15 protein-coding genes are annotated in these 15,307 nt (G+C 37.0%); 4 read left to right on the plus strand and 11 right to left on the minus strand.

Annotated elements, in window-relative coordinates:
* Positions 1 to 38: 38 nt before the first annotated feature.
* The 5 genes from AB1278_RS17060 to AB1278_RS17080 form a co-directional block, all read right to left on the minus strand.
* A complete protein-coding gene (locus AB1278_RS17060; protein WP_137905856.1) occupies positions 39 to 704 on the minus strand; it encodes an alpha/beta hydrolase in 666 nt (221 codons plus the stop codon).
* Between the two features lie 115 nt (positions 705 to 819).
* The gene (locus tag AB1278_RS17065; protein ID WP_062671303.1) at positions 820 to 1,446 is read right to left on the minus strand and encodes a YceI family protein; all 627 of its coding nucleotides are present in this window, start codon (positions 1,444 to 1,446) and stop codon (positions 820 to 822) included.
* Positions 1,447 to 1,524: 78 nt separating this feature from the next.
* Positions 1,525 to 2,091, minus strand: a complete 567-nt coding sequence (locus AB1278_RS17070; protein ID WP_137905858.1) for a YceI family protein — start codon at positions 2,089 to 2,091, stop codon at positions 1,525 to 1,527.
* Between the two features lie 143 nt (positions 2,092 to 2,234).
* Positions 2,235 to 3,284, minus strand: coding sequence for a glucokinase (locus tag AB1278_RS17075; RefSeq protein ID WP_110009214.1), 1,050 nt, complete (start codon positions 3,282 to 3,284; stop codon positions 2,235 to 2,237).
* A gap of 116 nt (positions 3,285 to 3,400) precedes the next feature.
* Entirely contained in the window at positions 3,401 to 3,964 is a 564-nt protein-coding gene (locus AB1278_RS17080; protein ID WP_343643119.1) for a hypothetical protein, read from the minus strand.
* A 342-nt stretch (positions 3,965 to 4,306) separates the two neighbouring features.
* Between AB1278_RS17080 and AB1278_RS17085 the strand changes: the two genes are divergently transcribed.
* Positions 4,307 to 5,737: a DUF1800 domain-containing protein gene (locus AB1278_RS17085; RefSeq protein WP_429815907.1), complete on the plus strand. Its 1,431-nt coding sequence runs from the start codon at positions 4,307 to 4,309 to the stop codon at positions 5,735 to 5,737.
* A gap of 169 nt (positions 5,738 to 5,906) precedes the next feature.
* On the plus strand, positions 5,907 to 7,091 hold the full coding sequence (locus AB1278_RS17090) for a DUF1501 domain-containing protein (protein ID WP_429815910.1): 1,185 nt from the start codon (positions 5,907 to 5,909) through the stop codon (positions 7,089 to 7,091).
* A gap of 287 nt (positions 7,092 to 7,378) precedes the next feature.
* Here the strand turns inward: AB1278_RS17090 and AB1278_RS17095 are convergent, their stop codons facing one another.
* The 3 genes from AB1278_RS17095 to AB1278_RS17105 form a co-directional block, all read right to left on the minus strand.
* Positions 7,379 to 7,516, minus strand: coding sequence for a hypothetical protein (locus AB1278_RS17095; RefSeq protein ID WP_167348772.1), 138 nt, complete (start codon positions 7,514 to 7,516; stop codon positions 7,379 to 7,381).
* 106 nt (positions 7,517 to 7,622) lie between these two features.
* Positions 7,623 to 8,642 (minus strand): helix-turn-helix transcriptional regulator, encoded by a 1,020-nt coding sequence (locus AB1278_RS17100; RefSeq protein WP_429815913.1) that lies wholly within the window; start codon positions 8,640 to 8,642, stop codon positions 7,623 to 7,625.
* A 69-nt stretch (positions 8,643 to 8,711) separates the two neighbouring features.
* Positions 8,712 to 9,047: a HopJ type III effector protein gene (locus tag AB1278_RS17105; RefSeq protein WP_429815916.1), complete on the minus strand. Its 336-nt coding sequence runs from the start codon at positions 9,045 to 9,047 to the stop codon at positions 8,712 to 8,714.
* 739 nt (positions 9,048 to 9,786) lie between these two features.
* On the opposite strand from AB1278_RS17105, the gene AB1278_RS17110 reads away from it, so the two are divergent.
* Positions 9,787 to 10,587 (plus strand): RtcB family protein, encoded by an 801-nt coding sequence (locus tag AB1278_RS17110; RefSeq protein ID WP_410494290.1) that lies wholly within the window; start codon positions 9,787 to 9,789, stop codon positions 10,585 to 10,587.
* 274 nt (positions 10,588 to 10,861) lie between these two features.
* A complete protein-coding gene (locus AB1278_RS17115) occupies positions 10,862 to 12,616 on the plus strand; it encodes a hypothetical protein (RefSeq protein WP_395972833.1) in 1,755 nt (584 codons plus the stop codon).
* A gap of 255 nt (positions 12,617 to 12,871) precedes the next feature.
* Here AB1278_RS17115 and AB1278_RS17120 read toward each other — a convergent pair whose 3' ends face one another.
* Genes AB1278_RS17120 through cobT form a run of 3 tightly spaced genes read right to left on the minus strand, consistent with a single transcriptional unit; the run spans position 12,872 to position 15,198 of the window.
* Entirely contained in the window at positions 12,872 to 13,426 is a 555-nt protein-coding gene (locus AB1278_RS17120; protein WP_280212560.1) for a histidine phosphatase family protein, read from the minus strand.
* Positions 13,411 to 14,193, minus strand: coding sequence for an adenosylcobinamide-GDP ribazoletransferase (locus tag AB1278_RS17125; protein WP_280212562.1), 783 nt, complete (start codon positions 14,191 to 14,193; stop codon positions 13,411 to 13,413). Before AB1278_RS17125 ends, AB1278_RS17120 begins: the two co-directional genes overlap by 16 nt.
* Positions 14,194 to 15,198, minus strand: coding sequence for a nicotinate-nucleotide--dimethylbenzimidazole phosphoribosyltransferase (gene cobT, locus AB1278_RS17130; RefSeq protein ID WP_202839604.1), 1,005 nt, complete (start codon positions 15,196 to 15,198; stop codon positions 14,194 to 14,196).
* Between the last annotated feature and the right edge of the window lie 109 nt (positions 15,199 to 15,307).

Consider the following 15,307-nt stretch of genomic DNA (forward strand, 5'->3'; position numbering starts at 1 on the left):
AAACTACACTTTTAAACCAAACACCCCTAAAAAAATATTCAATCTGGAACTTTTTCAATTTTTTCAGAAAAAATCTCTGACAGTATTTTGGAAACTTCTTTGGATTTAGTGGCCGGAAAAAGATGTGTTCCTCCTTTCACCACATAATTCGGATTTGAATAGCGGATGGGAAAAACAATGTCTTTATCACCTAATATCTGAATGACATTGGGATTCTCTTCAAATTTCCATTCGGAAACTTTTTCTACGGACCATTTGAGGTAATAAGGATCTCTTACTTTAAAATATTGAAGGAGTTTCGGATTTTTAGGATCAAAAAGCTTTCGGATCACAGCATATACGTTGGCTGCTTTATCGTTGAATAAACCTACAGGAAGTATTCTTGGAATTTTTGTAACCTCGCCTGTCCTGATGAATCTGGATTTTTCCTTATCGGATTTTATACTTCCAAGGATTACCACCTTTTCTGCAGGTTTCAATTGATTAATCTCCTGAACAATGATTCCTCCGAAAGAATACCCCAACAGGCAGAATGGTTCTGAATCATCCACTTTCTCTGCCATTCTTTTGACATAAGCATCGAAAGGCTCATTTTTTTCGGGAATAAGCCAGTCTATAAAAATCAATTCACAGTGTTTGGGAAACTCTATTCTTTCAAGGACTTTAAAGTCTGCTCCCAGACCGCTTACGATATAAATTTTCATACCACTAATTTATAAAAAATACAGAAACAAGAGAAGTGCGGGATCAGATCTTTATATAAGGAAAATAAAAAAAACAGTCCTCACGAACTGCTCTTCTGTATCAATAGAATATATTTTACTTTTTCTTTTTCGGTACTCTATTCTCATTATCCAGCATTTCTGTGGAAACTTTAAACTGAATATCCATTTCGTTCTTAATGAAATAATCTTTCAATGAAGACTGATAGAATACTTTAAAGTCTCTTCTGTTCAGGGAGAACTTCGCAGATTCAATAGAAGTTGTGAACTGGGTAACGTAAACATTCGCTGGGAAAGAAATTGTTTTTCTTACTCCTTTAAGGGTAAGGTCACCGTACACTGTAGAATTGTATTCACTGTTTGCCAAAGGAATAATTTTAGTCAAATGGAATTTTGCAATAGGGAATTTTTTTACTTCAAAGAAGTTTGAGCTTTTCAGATCATTAGTAAGCTTGATCTGATCTTCATCAGAAACATCTCCCGCCATCATACTTCTCATATCGATAATAAACTCTCCATCTACCAGGACCGTATGGTCAAAGTTAAATTTTCCACTTTTCAGCTTTACTGTTCCTGAGTGGGAAGTTTCTTCAGTTTTTACCACTTTATACCCCCACCATCTGATCTCTGATGAAGTCACTTTTGACACTTTATCAAATTTCTTCTGGGCAGAAACAAATGACATGCTTGCGCACACCATAGCAAACAATAGTAATCTTTTCATTCTTTTTTATTTACAATTCAACAAAAATAAAAAAAAGTGTAGAACTTCTACACTTTTAATAATCTTTTTTTGATTAATTTATTGAGCAGTTACCTTTACAAGCATATCAATATCATCTTTCACAAAAACGTCCTGCATCGTAGACTTGTAAGCTACATCAAACTTCTGTCTGTCGAAAGAGAATTTGTTGGATACTAAACTTACTACTCCTTTGCTGTAAGAAATCTTCGCAGGGAAAGAGATTGGGCTGGTTTTTCCTTTTACAGTAAGGTTTCCTGTTACAAGAGAATTGTAGATTTTATCATTGTTTTTCTTTACTCCTGTAATTTTGAAAGTTGCTGTTGGGAATTTTTCAACTTCAAAGAAGTCACCATTCTTAAGATGTCCGTTTAATTTCTGCTGGTATTCTCCTGTAAGGTCAGTAGAAGTAATAGAAGTCATATCCAATACGAAGCTTCCGCCTACCAATTGGTTTCCTTTCATTACCATATCTCCGGATTTCACTTTTACAGTACCGTCGTGAGAACTGGCCTCAGATTTTGCTACTTTGTATCCCCACCAGTGTACATCAGATGCTACTACCTTTTTTGACTGTCCGAAAGCTAAACCTCCGGCTAAAACTGCTAATAAAAATATTTTTTTCATTGAATAGAGTTGTTTACTTATTTAACAATACAAAGGTAGGTATCTTATTCAATAGATTTCATTGATGTATATCAATAAAATTTATAATTTTCATGAATAATATCATCCCATAAAAAAACTCCGAATTTCTTCGGAGCTTTGTTTTATACCTGATAGTAAGCCGTATAAAGTGCTATACCATTTAATGCAGTGTGGTTTTGCTTGACCAGATAGATTGGAATGTTTTTAAGCATTTCCTCCATTTTATCACTGATCTTGAATTTCTCATAGAATTTCCCCTTGTCGATATATTCTGCGATCATCTGTGGAATATCGCCGGCAATCAGTAATCCTCCGGTAGCTTTTAACTTTAATGTTAAGTTATTGGCCTCTCTAGCCAGGAACTCAAGGAAGGTATCCAAAGCGATTCTGCAGATCAGTACATTTTCCTCAACAGCAGCTTTATAAAGTTCTTCTACAAAATTCCCCTGCGCAAGACGTTCTCCTAACCATTCCGGTTCCGGATGTCTTTTCACATCTCTCAGGAATCTGTAAATATTGAATAGTCCTGACTTGGATAATACATTTTCCCAGCTTACAATACCATAGATATTATTTAAGAACTGGTAAAATTCAACTTCTACGTTGGTTCTTGGTGAAAATTCTGAGTGCCCTCCCTCTGTTGCGAAAGGTCTCAGGTATTTTCCGTCAAAGAAATATCCGGCTTCTCCTAATCCGTTTCCGGGAGCCAGAACTGCTACATTTCCTTTTTCTAGATGTCCGCTTGTATAGATCGCTTCAAGATGATTATCTTCAAGAAGAGCCATTCCATAAGCAGAAGCCTCCAGGTCATTCAGCATATCTACTCTTTCAAACCCGAAATCGCGGGTATATTCGGCAATATCTAAATGCCAACCTAATCTTGCTGGACTGCTTTTCCCGTCCAATACAGGACCTGGCACAGCCATTCCCAGACGTTTTACATTCTCAAGCTGGTTATCCTGAATAAACTTCTTTAAAATATCTGAAAAGGAAGCATATTCTTTGGTTGCATATGTATTTTCTACTTTTATCTCAAGACCTCCGTTCCCGGAAACAAAATAGCCTAAGATTGTTATATCTTCACGAAGACTTGCTCCAATGATAGAAACACTATCATTATTACTGTTCTCTACTCCTGGTAAATAAAGTGGAAATTTTGGATTCAGAATCATAACCTCAAATTTTACCAAATATAATAATTGTTTTTGTAAATCCTGCACAGAACAAAAAAACCTTTTCACTTTCATGAAAAGGTTTTGGTTAATAATTGTTTATATATTAAATCTAACTACTTTCCTAATGGAATATTATAACCGAATCCTACACCGATATTCCCCACATTATAGTCCTGACCTGGCAAATCTCCTTTAGTACCTACAAAAACCTTTTGGTATTGTACGAAGAAGTTCCAGTCTCTGTTGTGGTATCCGATCTCCGGTTTAAGATAGAAACCTCCGCCTGCTCTTTCAACATTGGTATTGGATGCTACAGCTTTATCTCCAACCAAAAATCCGTATCCTAAATCAGTTCCGAAATAAAAACCGGTTTGTTTTGGATAAATTCTGATTAAAGCTGCTACAGGAACTACTCCTACATCATTGTTTTTATATCCGTTGTTGTCTTTTCCAAAATAATGAGTATATCCTGATGCGATACCCAGCCCAAATCCCGGTGTAATCAGATTCTGGTAAGCTACATCCACTCCTACTGCTGCAGAAAGGTTATCTGCGGGAACTGCTAAACCAACATTTGCACCTACCTTGATCATATTGTTCATTTGAGCACTTTGGGCGCTTGCCATACCTGCTGTTAAAATACCAGCCAGTACTATTGCTTGTTTAAACATTTTCATAACTCTAATTTTTTAATTTTACTAAACAAGAGGATGTAAAAATCATGCCAAGCAAAGGTTTCTATTTGATTTTAACATTAATAAAATTTATAAAATAATGAATATCAATACTTTAATTTTAACAAAAATTAAATATTTGTTTAACAAAATTTATCAAAAACGGACCTCGAAAAGTGAATTATAGCAACAAGAAACCAAGCAAGAAGATGGAAGCTGGAAGTAATATCCTCTTTTATGAAACTCACGTCTGTTATAATTAAAGTAAAGAGAAATTTCTCCGTCCTGTACACCATAACTCCCAGTTTTCAGCCTAAAAACAATATTAACAATCCTTAACCCGTTATGAGTTTTAACCTTCTTCTTAGAATTACATCAAAAAATAAATTCTCCATGATGGCAGATTCATTAGTAAAAAACAAGCATCTTCTCTGGCGGGCAGGTTTTGGTGTTGGTATTCATCAAATTGATGGTTTGAAAAATAAAAACATTAAAACGCTGATGAATGAATTATTTAAAGAAGAAAGTTTCAGCGAGATCACCTATGATACTCCTGATCCGGTTTCGGCAGCAGATTATATGAACAGTACAGCTCCTGCGGAAAAGAAAAAAGAAATGCAGCGGATCAACAGGGAACAAAATAATGAACTTAATCTGAACTTCCTGAACGCTATCGTTAACAACAAGGAGCAGATGAGGGAAAAGATGGCCTTTTTCTGGCATGGGCATTTTGCATCAAGAGTACAAAATCCAAGGTTCAACAAACAGCTTTTAAATACGATAAGAAAAAATGCACTGGGCAATTTCAGAGATCTGCTTTTTGAAGTAAGCCAGTCGCCTGCCATGTTGAATTTTCTGAATAACCAACAGAATAAAAAAGACCATCCTAATGAGAATTTTGCCCGCGAAGTTATGGAACTGTTTACCATGGGAAGAGGAAGTTACACTGAAAAAGATGTAAGAGAAGGTGCCAGAGCTTTTACAGGATGGAGTTATGATAAAGAAGGGAATTTTAAAGAAAGAAAAAATCTCCATGATGAAGGTAGCAAAACTTTTTTAGGAAAAACAAGCAACTTTGACGGTAGCGATGTGCTTCATATGATTCTGGAACAAAAAACAACTGCACAATTTATTACCACAAAGATCTATAAGTTTTTTGTGAATGAAAAAGTGGATCAGGATATCGTCAATACACTCGGTACAAACTTCTACAATTCAGGATATGACGTTAAAAAGCTGATGACTGAGATATTTTCAAGCACATGGTTTTATGATCAGAAGAATATCGGAAACAGGATAAAATCACCTATAGAACTGATGGCCGGTATGATGCGAATCCTTCCTATGCATATTCAGAATCCTGAAAACCTCATCGTGTATCAGAAATTACTGGGGCAAATGCTGCTTTATCCGCCCAATGTAGCGGGATGGCCGAATGGAAAGGCATGGATCGACAGTTCTACTCTGATGCTAAGGCTTCAGATTCCGCAGATCTGGTCCGGACTCCGCCCTTTGGAATACAGTCCCCGCCAGGATGATGATATCGATATGGGAATGAAATCCCGGGAAACAGCTTTAAACAAAAGTTTTAAAAATCCCAATATCACCATCGACTGGGAGCGTATTGAAAAGATTTTCGCCAGTAAAAATTGTGAAGATTATCTTTTGCAGAATACTCAAACTCTGGATATGAATTCTGTAAGGAATTTTTCTGACAAGAGTATCAAAATGAATGTCATCAACCTGATGTCTACTCCGGAATACCAGTTATGTTAGGTAGGAGGTTTTAGGTTGCAGGTAGCAGGTAATAGCTGTCCCAGTAGAACTTGGCTCCTCCCTTATTTATTTTTTACTGCTATAAAAATAAAATGCGGTCCAGCCCTATAATTTACAACCTGCAACCTGTCATCTGCCACCTGCCACCTTAACCCCCAAAAACAAAATTATGCTAATCAAAAGAAGAGAATTCCTCAAAATAAGTTCCCTGGCTACAGCTTCTATGCTGATGCCTAATTTCTTAAAAGCGATGACGCTGGATGAAGCTTTGAATCCCAGTCAGAACATTCTGGTCGTTCTTCAGTTTACGGGTGGAAATGATGGTTTGAATACAATCATTCCGGCAAAAAATGATATTTATTTCAGGGAAAGAAAAACATTGGCCATACAGGATTCAATACCACTTACGGATGAAGCAGGGATTAATCCTTCTCTCTCCTATTTCAAAGAACTTTTTGATAACGGAGAGCTTTCTGTGATGAATAATGTAGGCTATCCCAACCCGGATAAGTCGCATTTCCGAAGCATGGATATCTGGCAGTCGGCAAGCAGAAGTGATCAGTTTCTGGAAACAGGCTGGCTGGGACGTTTTCTGGACGAAGAATGTTATCGCTGTGATCATCCTACGCAGGCACTGGAAGTAGATGATATGCTTAGTCTGGCCCTAAAAGGTGAAAATAACAAAGCTTTTGCCTTTAAAGATCCCAAAAGACTGTATCAGACCAGCCAGGAGAAATATTTCAAATCTCTTTATGACCACCATCACGACGATGAAACGGTATCTTACCTTTATCAGACTTTGGGTTCTACCATTAATAATGCTGATTATATTTTTGAGAAGAGCAAAGCCAGAAAGACAGAGCAAATCTATCCCAGTTCTCAGCTGGGAAAAGACTTCAAAACGGTAGCTTCTTTAATAAAATCTGACATTAATACCCGGGTATACTATCTTTCGATCGGAAGTTTCGATACGCACGTCAACCAGAATGACCGGCAGAAAAAGTTATTCAATGATATTAATGAAGCGGTAAAATCGTTTGTTGCTGATATGAAAAGTAATGGTCTTTTTAAAAATATCCTGTTAATGACATTTTCAGAGTTTGGCCGTCGTGTGGCACAGAATGCCAGCAACGGAACCGATCACGGGACCGCTAACCAGATGTTTTTTATCAGCGGAAACCTTAAGAAAAAAGGACTGTTAAATGCACTTCCTGATCTGCAGAATCTGAATGATGGCGATCTTATTTACAAGGAAGATTTCAGAAAAGTATATGCAACAATCCTGAAAAACTGGCTTAAAGCAGACTCTTCCAAAGTATTGGGATGGAAAGACGGGATCTATGACTTTGTGTAGGGAAACCGAGATTCCTACGGAATGACACAATTGGAATGGTGATCTATCCACACAGCTTGTCATTCCGTAGGAATCCAGCCTTCTTTTCCCAAAAGCACAATCCTGCCCCTTACCTCAGCTGAAAACGCGAGAATTCCACTTCATCGGACGGGTAGCGAAAATTCAAAAAATTTTTGACGGGGTGGTTTTCAGCACTCATTAAAAAGATCCATTAACAACAAAAAAGAGACTGTACCTTGTTATGACAGTCTCTTTTCAATAATTTCAAATTTAAACTACTTTTACGTTTAAGCCGTAATCTGCTTTTTTTCGTTCTCTTTCTCTTCTTGTTTTTTATCTATCTTCTCAGATATTTTTTTTACGATATACTCTATCGCCAGCGGTGCTATAATTGCAATTAATGCTTTAAATATTCTTGATTTCATAATTAATTTGGTATTGTTAAGTTAATACTACAATTTCCAAGCCAAGATAAATTATGAAAATAAATTATCTTCAACAAAGCCCTGTGAATGGTACATTTAAATTAATTTAGTTTTCCTCAGGAACAATCAGATTCTGATAATTTTTACTGCCTGCCCTGAACTTTTCCTCCATTTTCAACCGTAGTTTTTTGGGCTTATGTACAATCAGAGAGTCTCCGAACCCAAGCAAGAGTCTTTCCAGCTCAAAATTGATCTGCACACATATTTTAAACAGCGTGCCGTCACGGTCTTCCTTTAGGATCTCCTGACTTTTATGCAGTGGTTTTGTTTTCACATAGGGAGCATTTCCAGAATCCACCCAAAAGACCACATTTCTGGGATCCATTAACTCTGCAACAGTTACCCCTACAATATCTTTAAAATATTCATCTCCATCCAGATCCTTGTCAATATAGGCAAGACTATCATCTGTTTCGATACTTTCCATTCTGTCCAGTGCCAGATTGTACATTTTTTGTTTGTAAAGACAGATCAGAAACCAACGGTTGTTGAACTCTTTCAACAGCTGCGGATGTACTGTAAAGATATTGGATTCCCTTGCCGTAAAACTTTTGTAAAGGATCTTCAACACTTTTTTATTAGCAATACTTTCGTACAGAATATCAATATGTTCCAACCCTTTTAACTGTTCATTTTTATCCAGATGAATAATAGATTTCTGGCTGGTGGCATGAATAGAATCTTCCAGTTTCTGAATAACCCCATTCATCTCCTTGAACATGGAAAAATCCTTGAACTGTTTTAAAATCTGAACCGCATTATTCATCGCCTTCAGATCACTTTCATTCACAGAAATATTATGAATACTGTATTCCGGATCACTGTAACGATAGTATTTTCTTTCGTAAACTTCAATAGGGGCTTCATATCCGAATTTTTCACTCCGCATATTCTGAAGATCAAGCTGAACAGTCCTCTTACTTACATAAGATTCTTTTCCCTCAAATTCAAACAATGCTTCTGAACATTCATCAATAAGATCCTCTAGCGTATACTTTCTGTATTTGTTTTTAAGACATTTATCTAATGTTTTATACCGGATCAGAGCATTTTTATTGGATGACATACCTTAGTGTTTAATGATTGGTGTTTTTTTAATAGCAATCTGCTTTTATTTCTGCTCTTTTCCTGAAAATTATTTCTCTCTCAAAGCATTTTCGTCAAAAGTAATCCCTTCCCAGCCGAATTTCATAAAGTTTCGGATATTTTGGTGGTCAGTTCCTTCAGGATTTTTCAAAACATCTTCTCTGTAGAACTCACCAAAAAGCCAAAGGGTTTGTTCTTTCGTCAGATCCTGAATACTTGCAAAGCTGAAAACCTTGCACGAACCATTGTTCTGTCCGGCCTGATTGGTTGTATCTCCGTTTTGAAAGACAGTAGGAGTAAATTCGTAATGTTCATCAATATGAGCGATCACATCATTAAACTGAATCGTTTCCGGGAAATGTTTTAATTGTTCTAATAATACCATGAGCCTTGTTTTTTTAATTTTATACTATTTTTACGAGTCTGCCACTGGGCTTTTTCGTCTTTTTAATTAATTTTTGTAAAAATAATTAAAATTTCTTTATCTACGCAAAACTATTGCGCAATAATGATATTACTTTGCATCATCAAAATGAAACAAAATGGAATTTAATGGAAATCATTTAATCGAATTAGGATATAGACCGGCAAAATGGTTTAAAGATGCCATTACCTATATCAACGAGAATAAGTTGGATGAACATCAGATCGCAGAATATCTGGTACAGTTCAAACAGCCAGATCTTATTCCGCTTCATGAAACAGCTAAAGATTTTATAATCAATATACGTGCTGAGCACGAAAGTGAGAGTGATAATGTGGAAAAAGTAATCAAAACCATGAAAGTTCTGATGAAAACTCCCACTCTGATTGGCGGAGCTTTAATGCCGGACGCCTGCCCTACAGGTCCTGAAGGTCAGATTCCCGTTGGAGGTGTGGTCGTGGCAAAAAATGCTATTCACCCGGGATTCCATAGTGCGGATATCTGTTGTTCTGTGATGCTGACGGATTTTGGAAAAACAAATCCTAAAGAGGTTTTGGATGCAGCACATTCTGTCACTCATTTCGGATACGGAGGAAGAGCAAGAGGGGAACAGATGCCGATGTCTCAGGAACTGATGGATGCTTTCAGAGAAAATGAATTCTTACAGGATGAAAAACTGATCAGCATTGCCCGTTCTCATATGGGAACTCAGGGAGACGGAAACCACTTCCTTTTTGTCGGAATTTCCAAAAATACTGGAAATACCATGATGGTAACCCATCACGGATCAAGAGCTCCGGGTGCTGCTTTATATGATAAAGGAATGAAGGTTGCCAACCGTTTCAGACAGGAAATCTCTCCTGAAACTTTAAGAGAAAATGCATGGATTCCTTATGATACAGATGAAGGTAAATCGTATTGGGAAGCACTTCAATTAATAAGACAATGGACCAAAGAAAACCATACTTCCCTTCATGATGCCGTGCTGAATAAGCTGGAAATGGAGAAGGAAAACAGATATTGGAACGAACATAACTTCGTTTTCAAAGATGGAGATCTGTTCTATCACGCGAAAGGAGCTACTCCGCTGGATGATAAGTTCATGCCTGATATTACAGGACCAAGACTAATTCCCTTGAATATGGCCGAACCAGTATTGATTGTTCAGGGAAAAACGAATGAAAGAAACTTAGGTTTTGCACCGCACGGAGCAGGAAGAAATTTCAGCAGAAGCCAGCATAAAAGATCATTGGCTCATAAAACCACTGAGGAAATCTTCAATGAGGAAACAGCAGGATTGGATATCCGTTTCTACTCTAATGAGATTGATATTTCTGAACTTCCAAGCGCTTATAAAAGTGCGAAGAATGTAAGAGCACAGATAGAAGAATACGGACTTTGTGAAGTTCTGGATGAAGTGATGCCTTACGGATGTATTATGGCCGGAGATGTTCAGAAGAATGCTCCGTGGAAGAAAAAAAAGAAATTCAGAAAAGCATAATTTTAATAGTATGTTCAAACCTAACGGGTTTTAGAAACCCGTTAGGTTGAATAAAAACAATAAACCAAATTTCAAAGCACTAAAAAATTCAAGGCAAAGAAAGTTCCTATATTTCCAGATTTACTTTCCGCCTTTTTACAAATTACAAGGCAAACGGAGTTCCTATATTTTTTGGAAAATACTCCCCGCTTTTTATAAACTATAGGTAAAAGGAGTTCCTATACCTTTCACTTTTAATGAATCTACTCCTCACTTATTTTTTAAACTTAAAACAATGAAAACACTACAATTATTCAATGCTGTACTGGCCAGAAAATCTGACGAAAAACCATTTGTTTCCAATGATGGTTTTATTATTGAACCAGATGCTTTATGGGCAAAAAATGAGATCATCTCTTTTTATGCAAAGGAAAAACTGAATGGTAATGATTTGAATAAAACCTTTCATAAATCCTGGGAGAAAATAAAGAACACTTCCAGAATTGATTTATTTTTTGAACAGATCACTCATTATATTTCAACCTCTGGAAGCGATTTCCAAAGCGAAATCTATATTCCCAATGAAATATTGAATGTTCCTGATATGAAGCTGGTTTTTAAAGTAATCAAAGCCTATTCTGTGGAAGAAATGCAGGAAAAATGTCTTGCTCTTTTAAGATCAGGAATTGCTTTAAAAGAAGAAACCATTGATGATTTGCTTTCTATTTTACATACGGAGCTGGAATATGATTTTACAGGAAAAGAAAACATCAGGAATAAAGAAGCCATTATAAAAATAGCTGATCTTTATGATATTTACCCTGAAAATCCTGTTGAATTCTTGCGTTATGTCATTTATAAAACGACGAGCACTACGCTTTTAATCAAAAATGATGATTTGATTAATTTAATCAAGCAGAGTAATTTCAATCCGACATATCTGTTTGAAAGCTTTGGAATGGAAAAAATGGCGGAAATCTTCAACAGATTTAAACCGTTATTTCTGGCTTATAAAAACAGAGCACCCAAAGCGATCAATAAAATATCAAAGTTATCTAAGGTTCATCATAAACCATTGGTTTCAAACCCACTGAACGATGCTACCAATACATTACTGGAAAACAGCGATTGGCACTGGCTGGAAAATGCGACACCGTTTGCATTATTCAAAGCATTGTCAGCATGTTACTCCAGAATGTACGGTCAGGATACCTTTGTTTACAGAATCCGAAACGGAAAATCATGGACTAAAAAAGGTAAGGAAACTTACGTGAATCAGTTCAATTATGATTTCATTCTGGACTTTTTAAAACTGAAGTATGAAAACCTATCCGGAAAGAAATTCTATTTCCCTGAGAATATAGAATTTGCATTGCCAACTTCTGAAAAAATGTTTGTTGGAAATATTCCTACCGGAACCCGTTTTTATGCGGATAGACTGGCTGTAGGTATTTATTGGGAAGACCAATGGGGTGCCAATGACCTTGATCTTTCAGGATTGAACATCGCAGGAAAAATAGGTTGGAATGCCGCTTATAACCATGGTAACGGACAATTGATGTACTCCGGAGATATGACTTCTGCTCCTAATGGCGCTGTTGAATATCTTTATGCCAATAAAGGTCTGTGTGAGCCAACACTTGTCATGAACAACGTTTTCAGCGGAGATGCCAACTGTGGATATAAAATTGTGATCGGAAAAGGAGATGATATTTCCTACGATTATATGATGAATCCTAATCAACTCTTTGCTGAAGCCAGATGTAATTCTGTTCAGAAGCAAATGGTTCTGGGAATGCTTGTAGCGAAGAATGAAAAGCAATGTTTCGTACTGTTGAATTTCGGAGCCGGACATTCGCATGTTTCAGGAAATAGCCAGATTTCTGCAATGGCAACAAATGCATTATACCAGCAATGGTATGAAGCGATGTCTTTCAATGAGCTTATCAAAGAGCTTGGCGGTGAGATTACCACAGAAAAAGCGGAAGCTGATTTTGATTTCTCACTGGAAAACCTGGAAAAAGATAGTTTTATCAGAATTTTTAAATAAATTATATGGCGTCATCTGATGATATCGGGTGGCGTTTTTTCGTGGCGGTTTGGTTAGGTAAACGTTGAGAACCACCCCCGTCAAAAATTCTTTGAATTTTCGCCACCTCTCCGAGGGAGGGGAATTTTCACGTCTTCAGTTGGGAGAATGGTCGGGATTGTACTATTTCTGTGTATGTTTTTTACAGGAATTCGGCCTACAAACTAATCTTTACCAAACGGACTAAAGTCCGTTCCTATTGAATAAAAACTGTAATTATACATTCACCTTTTTCACAGAAAAAACTTCTTCATTCACATGAATGATCACTTTCCTTCCATAATCAATCTGAATAGTAAACATATTCTCCAGTGGAAACTGAAGCACCACCTGAAGGATCAGACGAATAACTCCGGCATGCGTAATTATAAGTGCTTTTTCCAGATCTTTTCTTTGAATGAATTCATTCCAGAAGCTGAGAACGCGGTTTTGCATTTCCAGAAGACTTTCACCGTTTGATGCTTTTACACTAACAAAATCTTTGTACCACGGATTGATTTCTTCTTCTGGAATATCCGTCCATTTTTTTAATTCCCAGTTCCCGAAATTCATTTCGCGAAGTCTTTCATCTGTTTGGTATTCAAATTTAAAATAATCAGCCAAAAGACGGCATCGCTCAGAAGGACTTGAAACAATTACATCATAATGACCGTCAATATCCAACAATTTAAAATCTTCGATACACTCTTTCCGTAAAGGTATTTCAGCAAAACCATAACACAGGTTTTCAGGATTGTCCACAGCAGTATGACGGATCAGATGAATTTCCATACGATGATTGTTCCTAAATAAAATAAAACTTCACAAACCTGCTGTACCGATCCCAGACAATCACCTGTATACCCTCCGATATGTTTTTTAAAATACCAACCCATATATATTTTTCCTAAATAAGCGAGCGCAAAAGCAAAAATCAAACGCCAGTCCGGAAACAGGGCAAAAGTGGCTAAAACACTGATGAAACTTACCAGCAAAGCCATTCCATCCAATGGTTTATTGGCTAAAGGCTTTGATTTGCTTACATCAATATCGGTAACATACTCGTGGGTATAGATCATCGTTCCTGCAATAAAACGGCTTACCGTATGCCCTAAAATAACAATGAGTAAAACGCCCACCGGATTACTCATTCCTAAGGTTTGAATACTATAAAATTTTAAAGCAAAAAGCAAAATGATCCCTATCGTTCCATATGCTCCTACCCGGCTGTCTTTCATAATCGTCAGGATTTTTTCCTTTCCATATCCGCCTCCGAAACTGTCGCACATGTCTGTGAAGCCATCTTCATGAAAAGCTCCGGTCAGCAAAACATTGGAAATCATCATTACAACAATCCCGATTTCAAGATTAAAAAGCAGTGTAGAAAGATAAAGAACCAAAGCGTTGATGAGCCCTACAATCAAACCTACCCAGGCAAAATATTTCTGAGATTTATTCATAATCTCGCTGGAGTACGGAATGGTAAACGGAACCGGAATTCTAGTGAAAAACATGAGTGCCGTTGCAAAGTAAATCAGTTCATTTTTTATAGCTTTCATTTAGTTTTTATTTGATACATCTGCATCTTCGAAACTTGACATTTCATTCAGAAAATTAACGGCACTTTGAATAATCGGATAAGCCAATGCACAGCCTGTTCCCTCTCCGAGACGCAGATTCAGATTGAGAATAGCCTGCTCTCTCATCAGTCCCAACAGCTGAGGATGGGCATTTTCATTGCTTACATGGCAGAAGATACAGTTATTCAATACTTCAGGATTCTTTTTCCAGACCGTGGCTACCGCAACTGTTGCGATAAAACCATCCACCATGATCAGCATATTGTGATGATAAGCTTCTTCTATGGCTCCAATCATCTGGGCTATTTCCAATCCGCCAAAGGTCTGGGCAATCTCATCCTCAGACATTTCAGAAGGATATTTTTCTATGGCTTGTGTTAAAATACTGACCTTATTGTCTAACTGATGATCATTCAGTCCCGTTCCACGTCCGATACAATGGATAATCGGAATGTCAAAGAGCTTGCTCATCATTAAAGAAGAGGCGGAAGTATTCCCGATTCCCATTTCTCCAAAGCCAATGATATTGCAGCCTTTTTTAGCAATATCATTCACCACAGACTTTCCATTTTTAAGCGCCTGATGGTATTCTTCAGGAGTCATGGCAGGTTCTTCCAGAATATTACGGCTGGATTTTCTTACTTTTTTATCAATGAGATTCAGTTCTTCCGGGAAATCAAAGTTCACTCCTGCATCTACAATTTTAATGTTGATACCATTCTGTCTGCAAAAAACATTAATGGCAGCACCTCCGCCAAGGAAGTTCATCACCATCTGATAGGTGACCTCCTGTGGATAAGCACTTACGCCTGCAGCAGCAATCCCATGATCGGCCGCAAAAACCACCATATGAGGGTTGAGTAACTGCGGAGAAGTGGTTTTCTGAACCATTCCGATTTTGTGGGCAATATGTTCAAGATGTCCTAATGCCCCTAATGGTTTTGTTTTAAAATCAATTTTATGCTGTAATTCTGATGATAACATGGATGTTTATAGTTACGTTAAATGGAAAAGTGCAATATTAGTAAAATTCAATGAGTCTTTTCTTTTGTCTTGACACAAAAGAAACAAAAGGTCAAGACCTTGAAAATTG

Origin of the sequence: Chryseobacterium sp. NRRL B-14798, assembly GCF_050470705.1 — a bacterium.
Taxonomy (GTDB): domain Bacteria; phylum Bacteroidota; class Bacteroidia; order Flavobacteriales; family Weeksellaceae; genus Chryseobacterium; species Chryseobacterium cupriresistens.

Bases quoted from the DNA above. Each gene is read 5' to 3' on its own strand.
- AB1278_RS17060 (WP_137905856.1), bottom strand. From the start codon at position 704: ATGAAAATTTATATCGTAAGCGGTCTGGGAGCAGACTTTAAAGTCCTT.
- AB1278_RS17065 (WP_062671303.1), bottom strand. From the start codon at position 1,446: ATGAAAAGATTACTATTGTTTGCTATGGTGTGCGCAAGCATGTCATTT.
- AB1278_RS17070 (WP_137905858.1), bottom strand. From the start codon at position 2,091: ATGAAAAAAATATTTTTATTAGCAGTTTTAGCCGGAGGTTTAGCTTTC.
- AB1278_RS17075 (WP_110009214.1), bottom strand. From the start codon at position 3,284: ATGATTCTGAATCCAAAATTTCCACTTTATTTACCAGGAGTAGAGAAC.
- AB1278_RS17080 (WP_343643119.1), bottom strand. From the start codon at position 3,964: ATGAAAATGTTTAAACAAGCAATAGTACTGGCTGGTATTTTAACAGCA.
- AB1278_RS17085 (WP_429815907.1), top strand. From the start codon at position 4,307: ATGAGTTTTAACCTTCTTCTTAGAATTACATCAAAAAATAAATTCTCC.
- AB1278_RS17090 (WP_429815910.1), top strand. From the start codon at position 5,907: ATGCTAATCAAAAGAAGAGAATTCCTCAAAATAAGTTCCCTGGCTACA.
- AB1278_RS17095 (WP_167348772.1), bottom strand. From the start codon at position 7,516: ATGAAATCAAGAATATTTAAAGCATTAATTGCAATTATAGCACCGCTG.
- AB1278_RS17100 (WP_429815913.1), bottom strand. From the start codon at position 8,642: ATGTCATCCAATAAAAATGCTCTGATCCGGTATAAAACATTAGATAAA.
- AB1278_RS17105 (WP_429815916.1), bottom strand. From the start codon at position 9,047: ATGGTATTATTAGAACAATTAAAACATTTCCCGGAAACGATTCAGTTT.
- AB1278_RS17110 (WP_410494290.1), top strand. From the start codon at position 9,787: ATGGGAACTCAGGGAGACGGAAACCACTTCCTTTTTGTCGGAATTTCC.
- AB1278_RS17115 (WP_395972833.1), top strand. From the start codon at position 10,862: ATGAAAACACTACAATTATTCAATGCTGTACTGGCCAGAAAATCTGAC.
- AB1278_RS17120 (WP_280212560.1), bottom strand. From the start codon at position 13,426: ATGGAAATTCATCTGATCCGTCATACTGCTGTGGACAATCCTGAAAAC.
- AB1278_RS17125 (WP_280212562.1), bottom strand. From the start codon at position 14,193: ATGAAAGCTATAAAAAATGAACTGATTTACTTTGCAACGGCACTCATG.
- cobT (WP_202839604.1), bottom strand. From the start codon at position 15,198: ATGTTATCATCAGAATTACAGCATAAAATTGATTTTAAAACAAAACCA.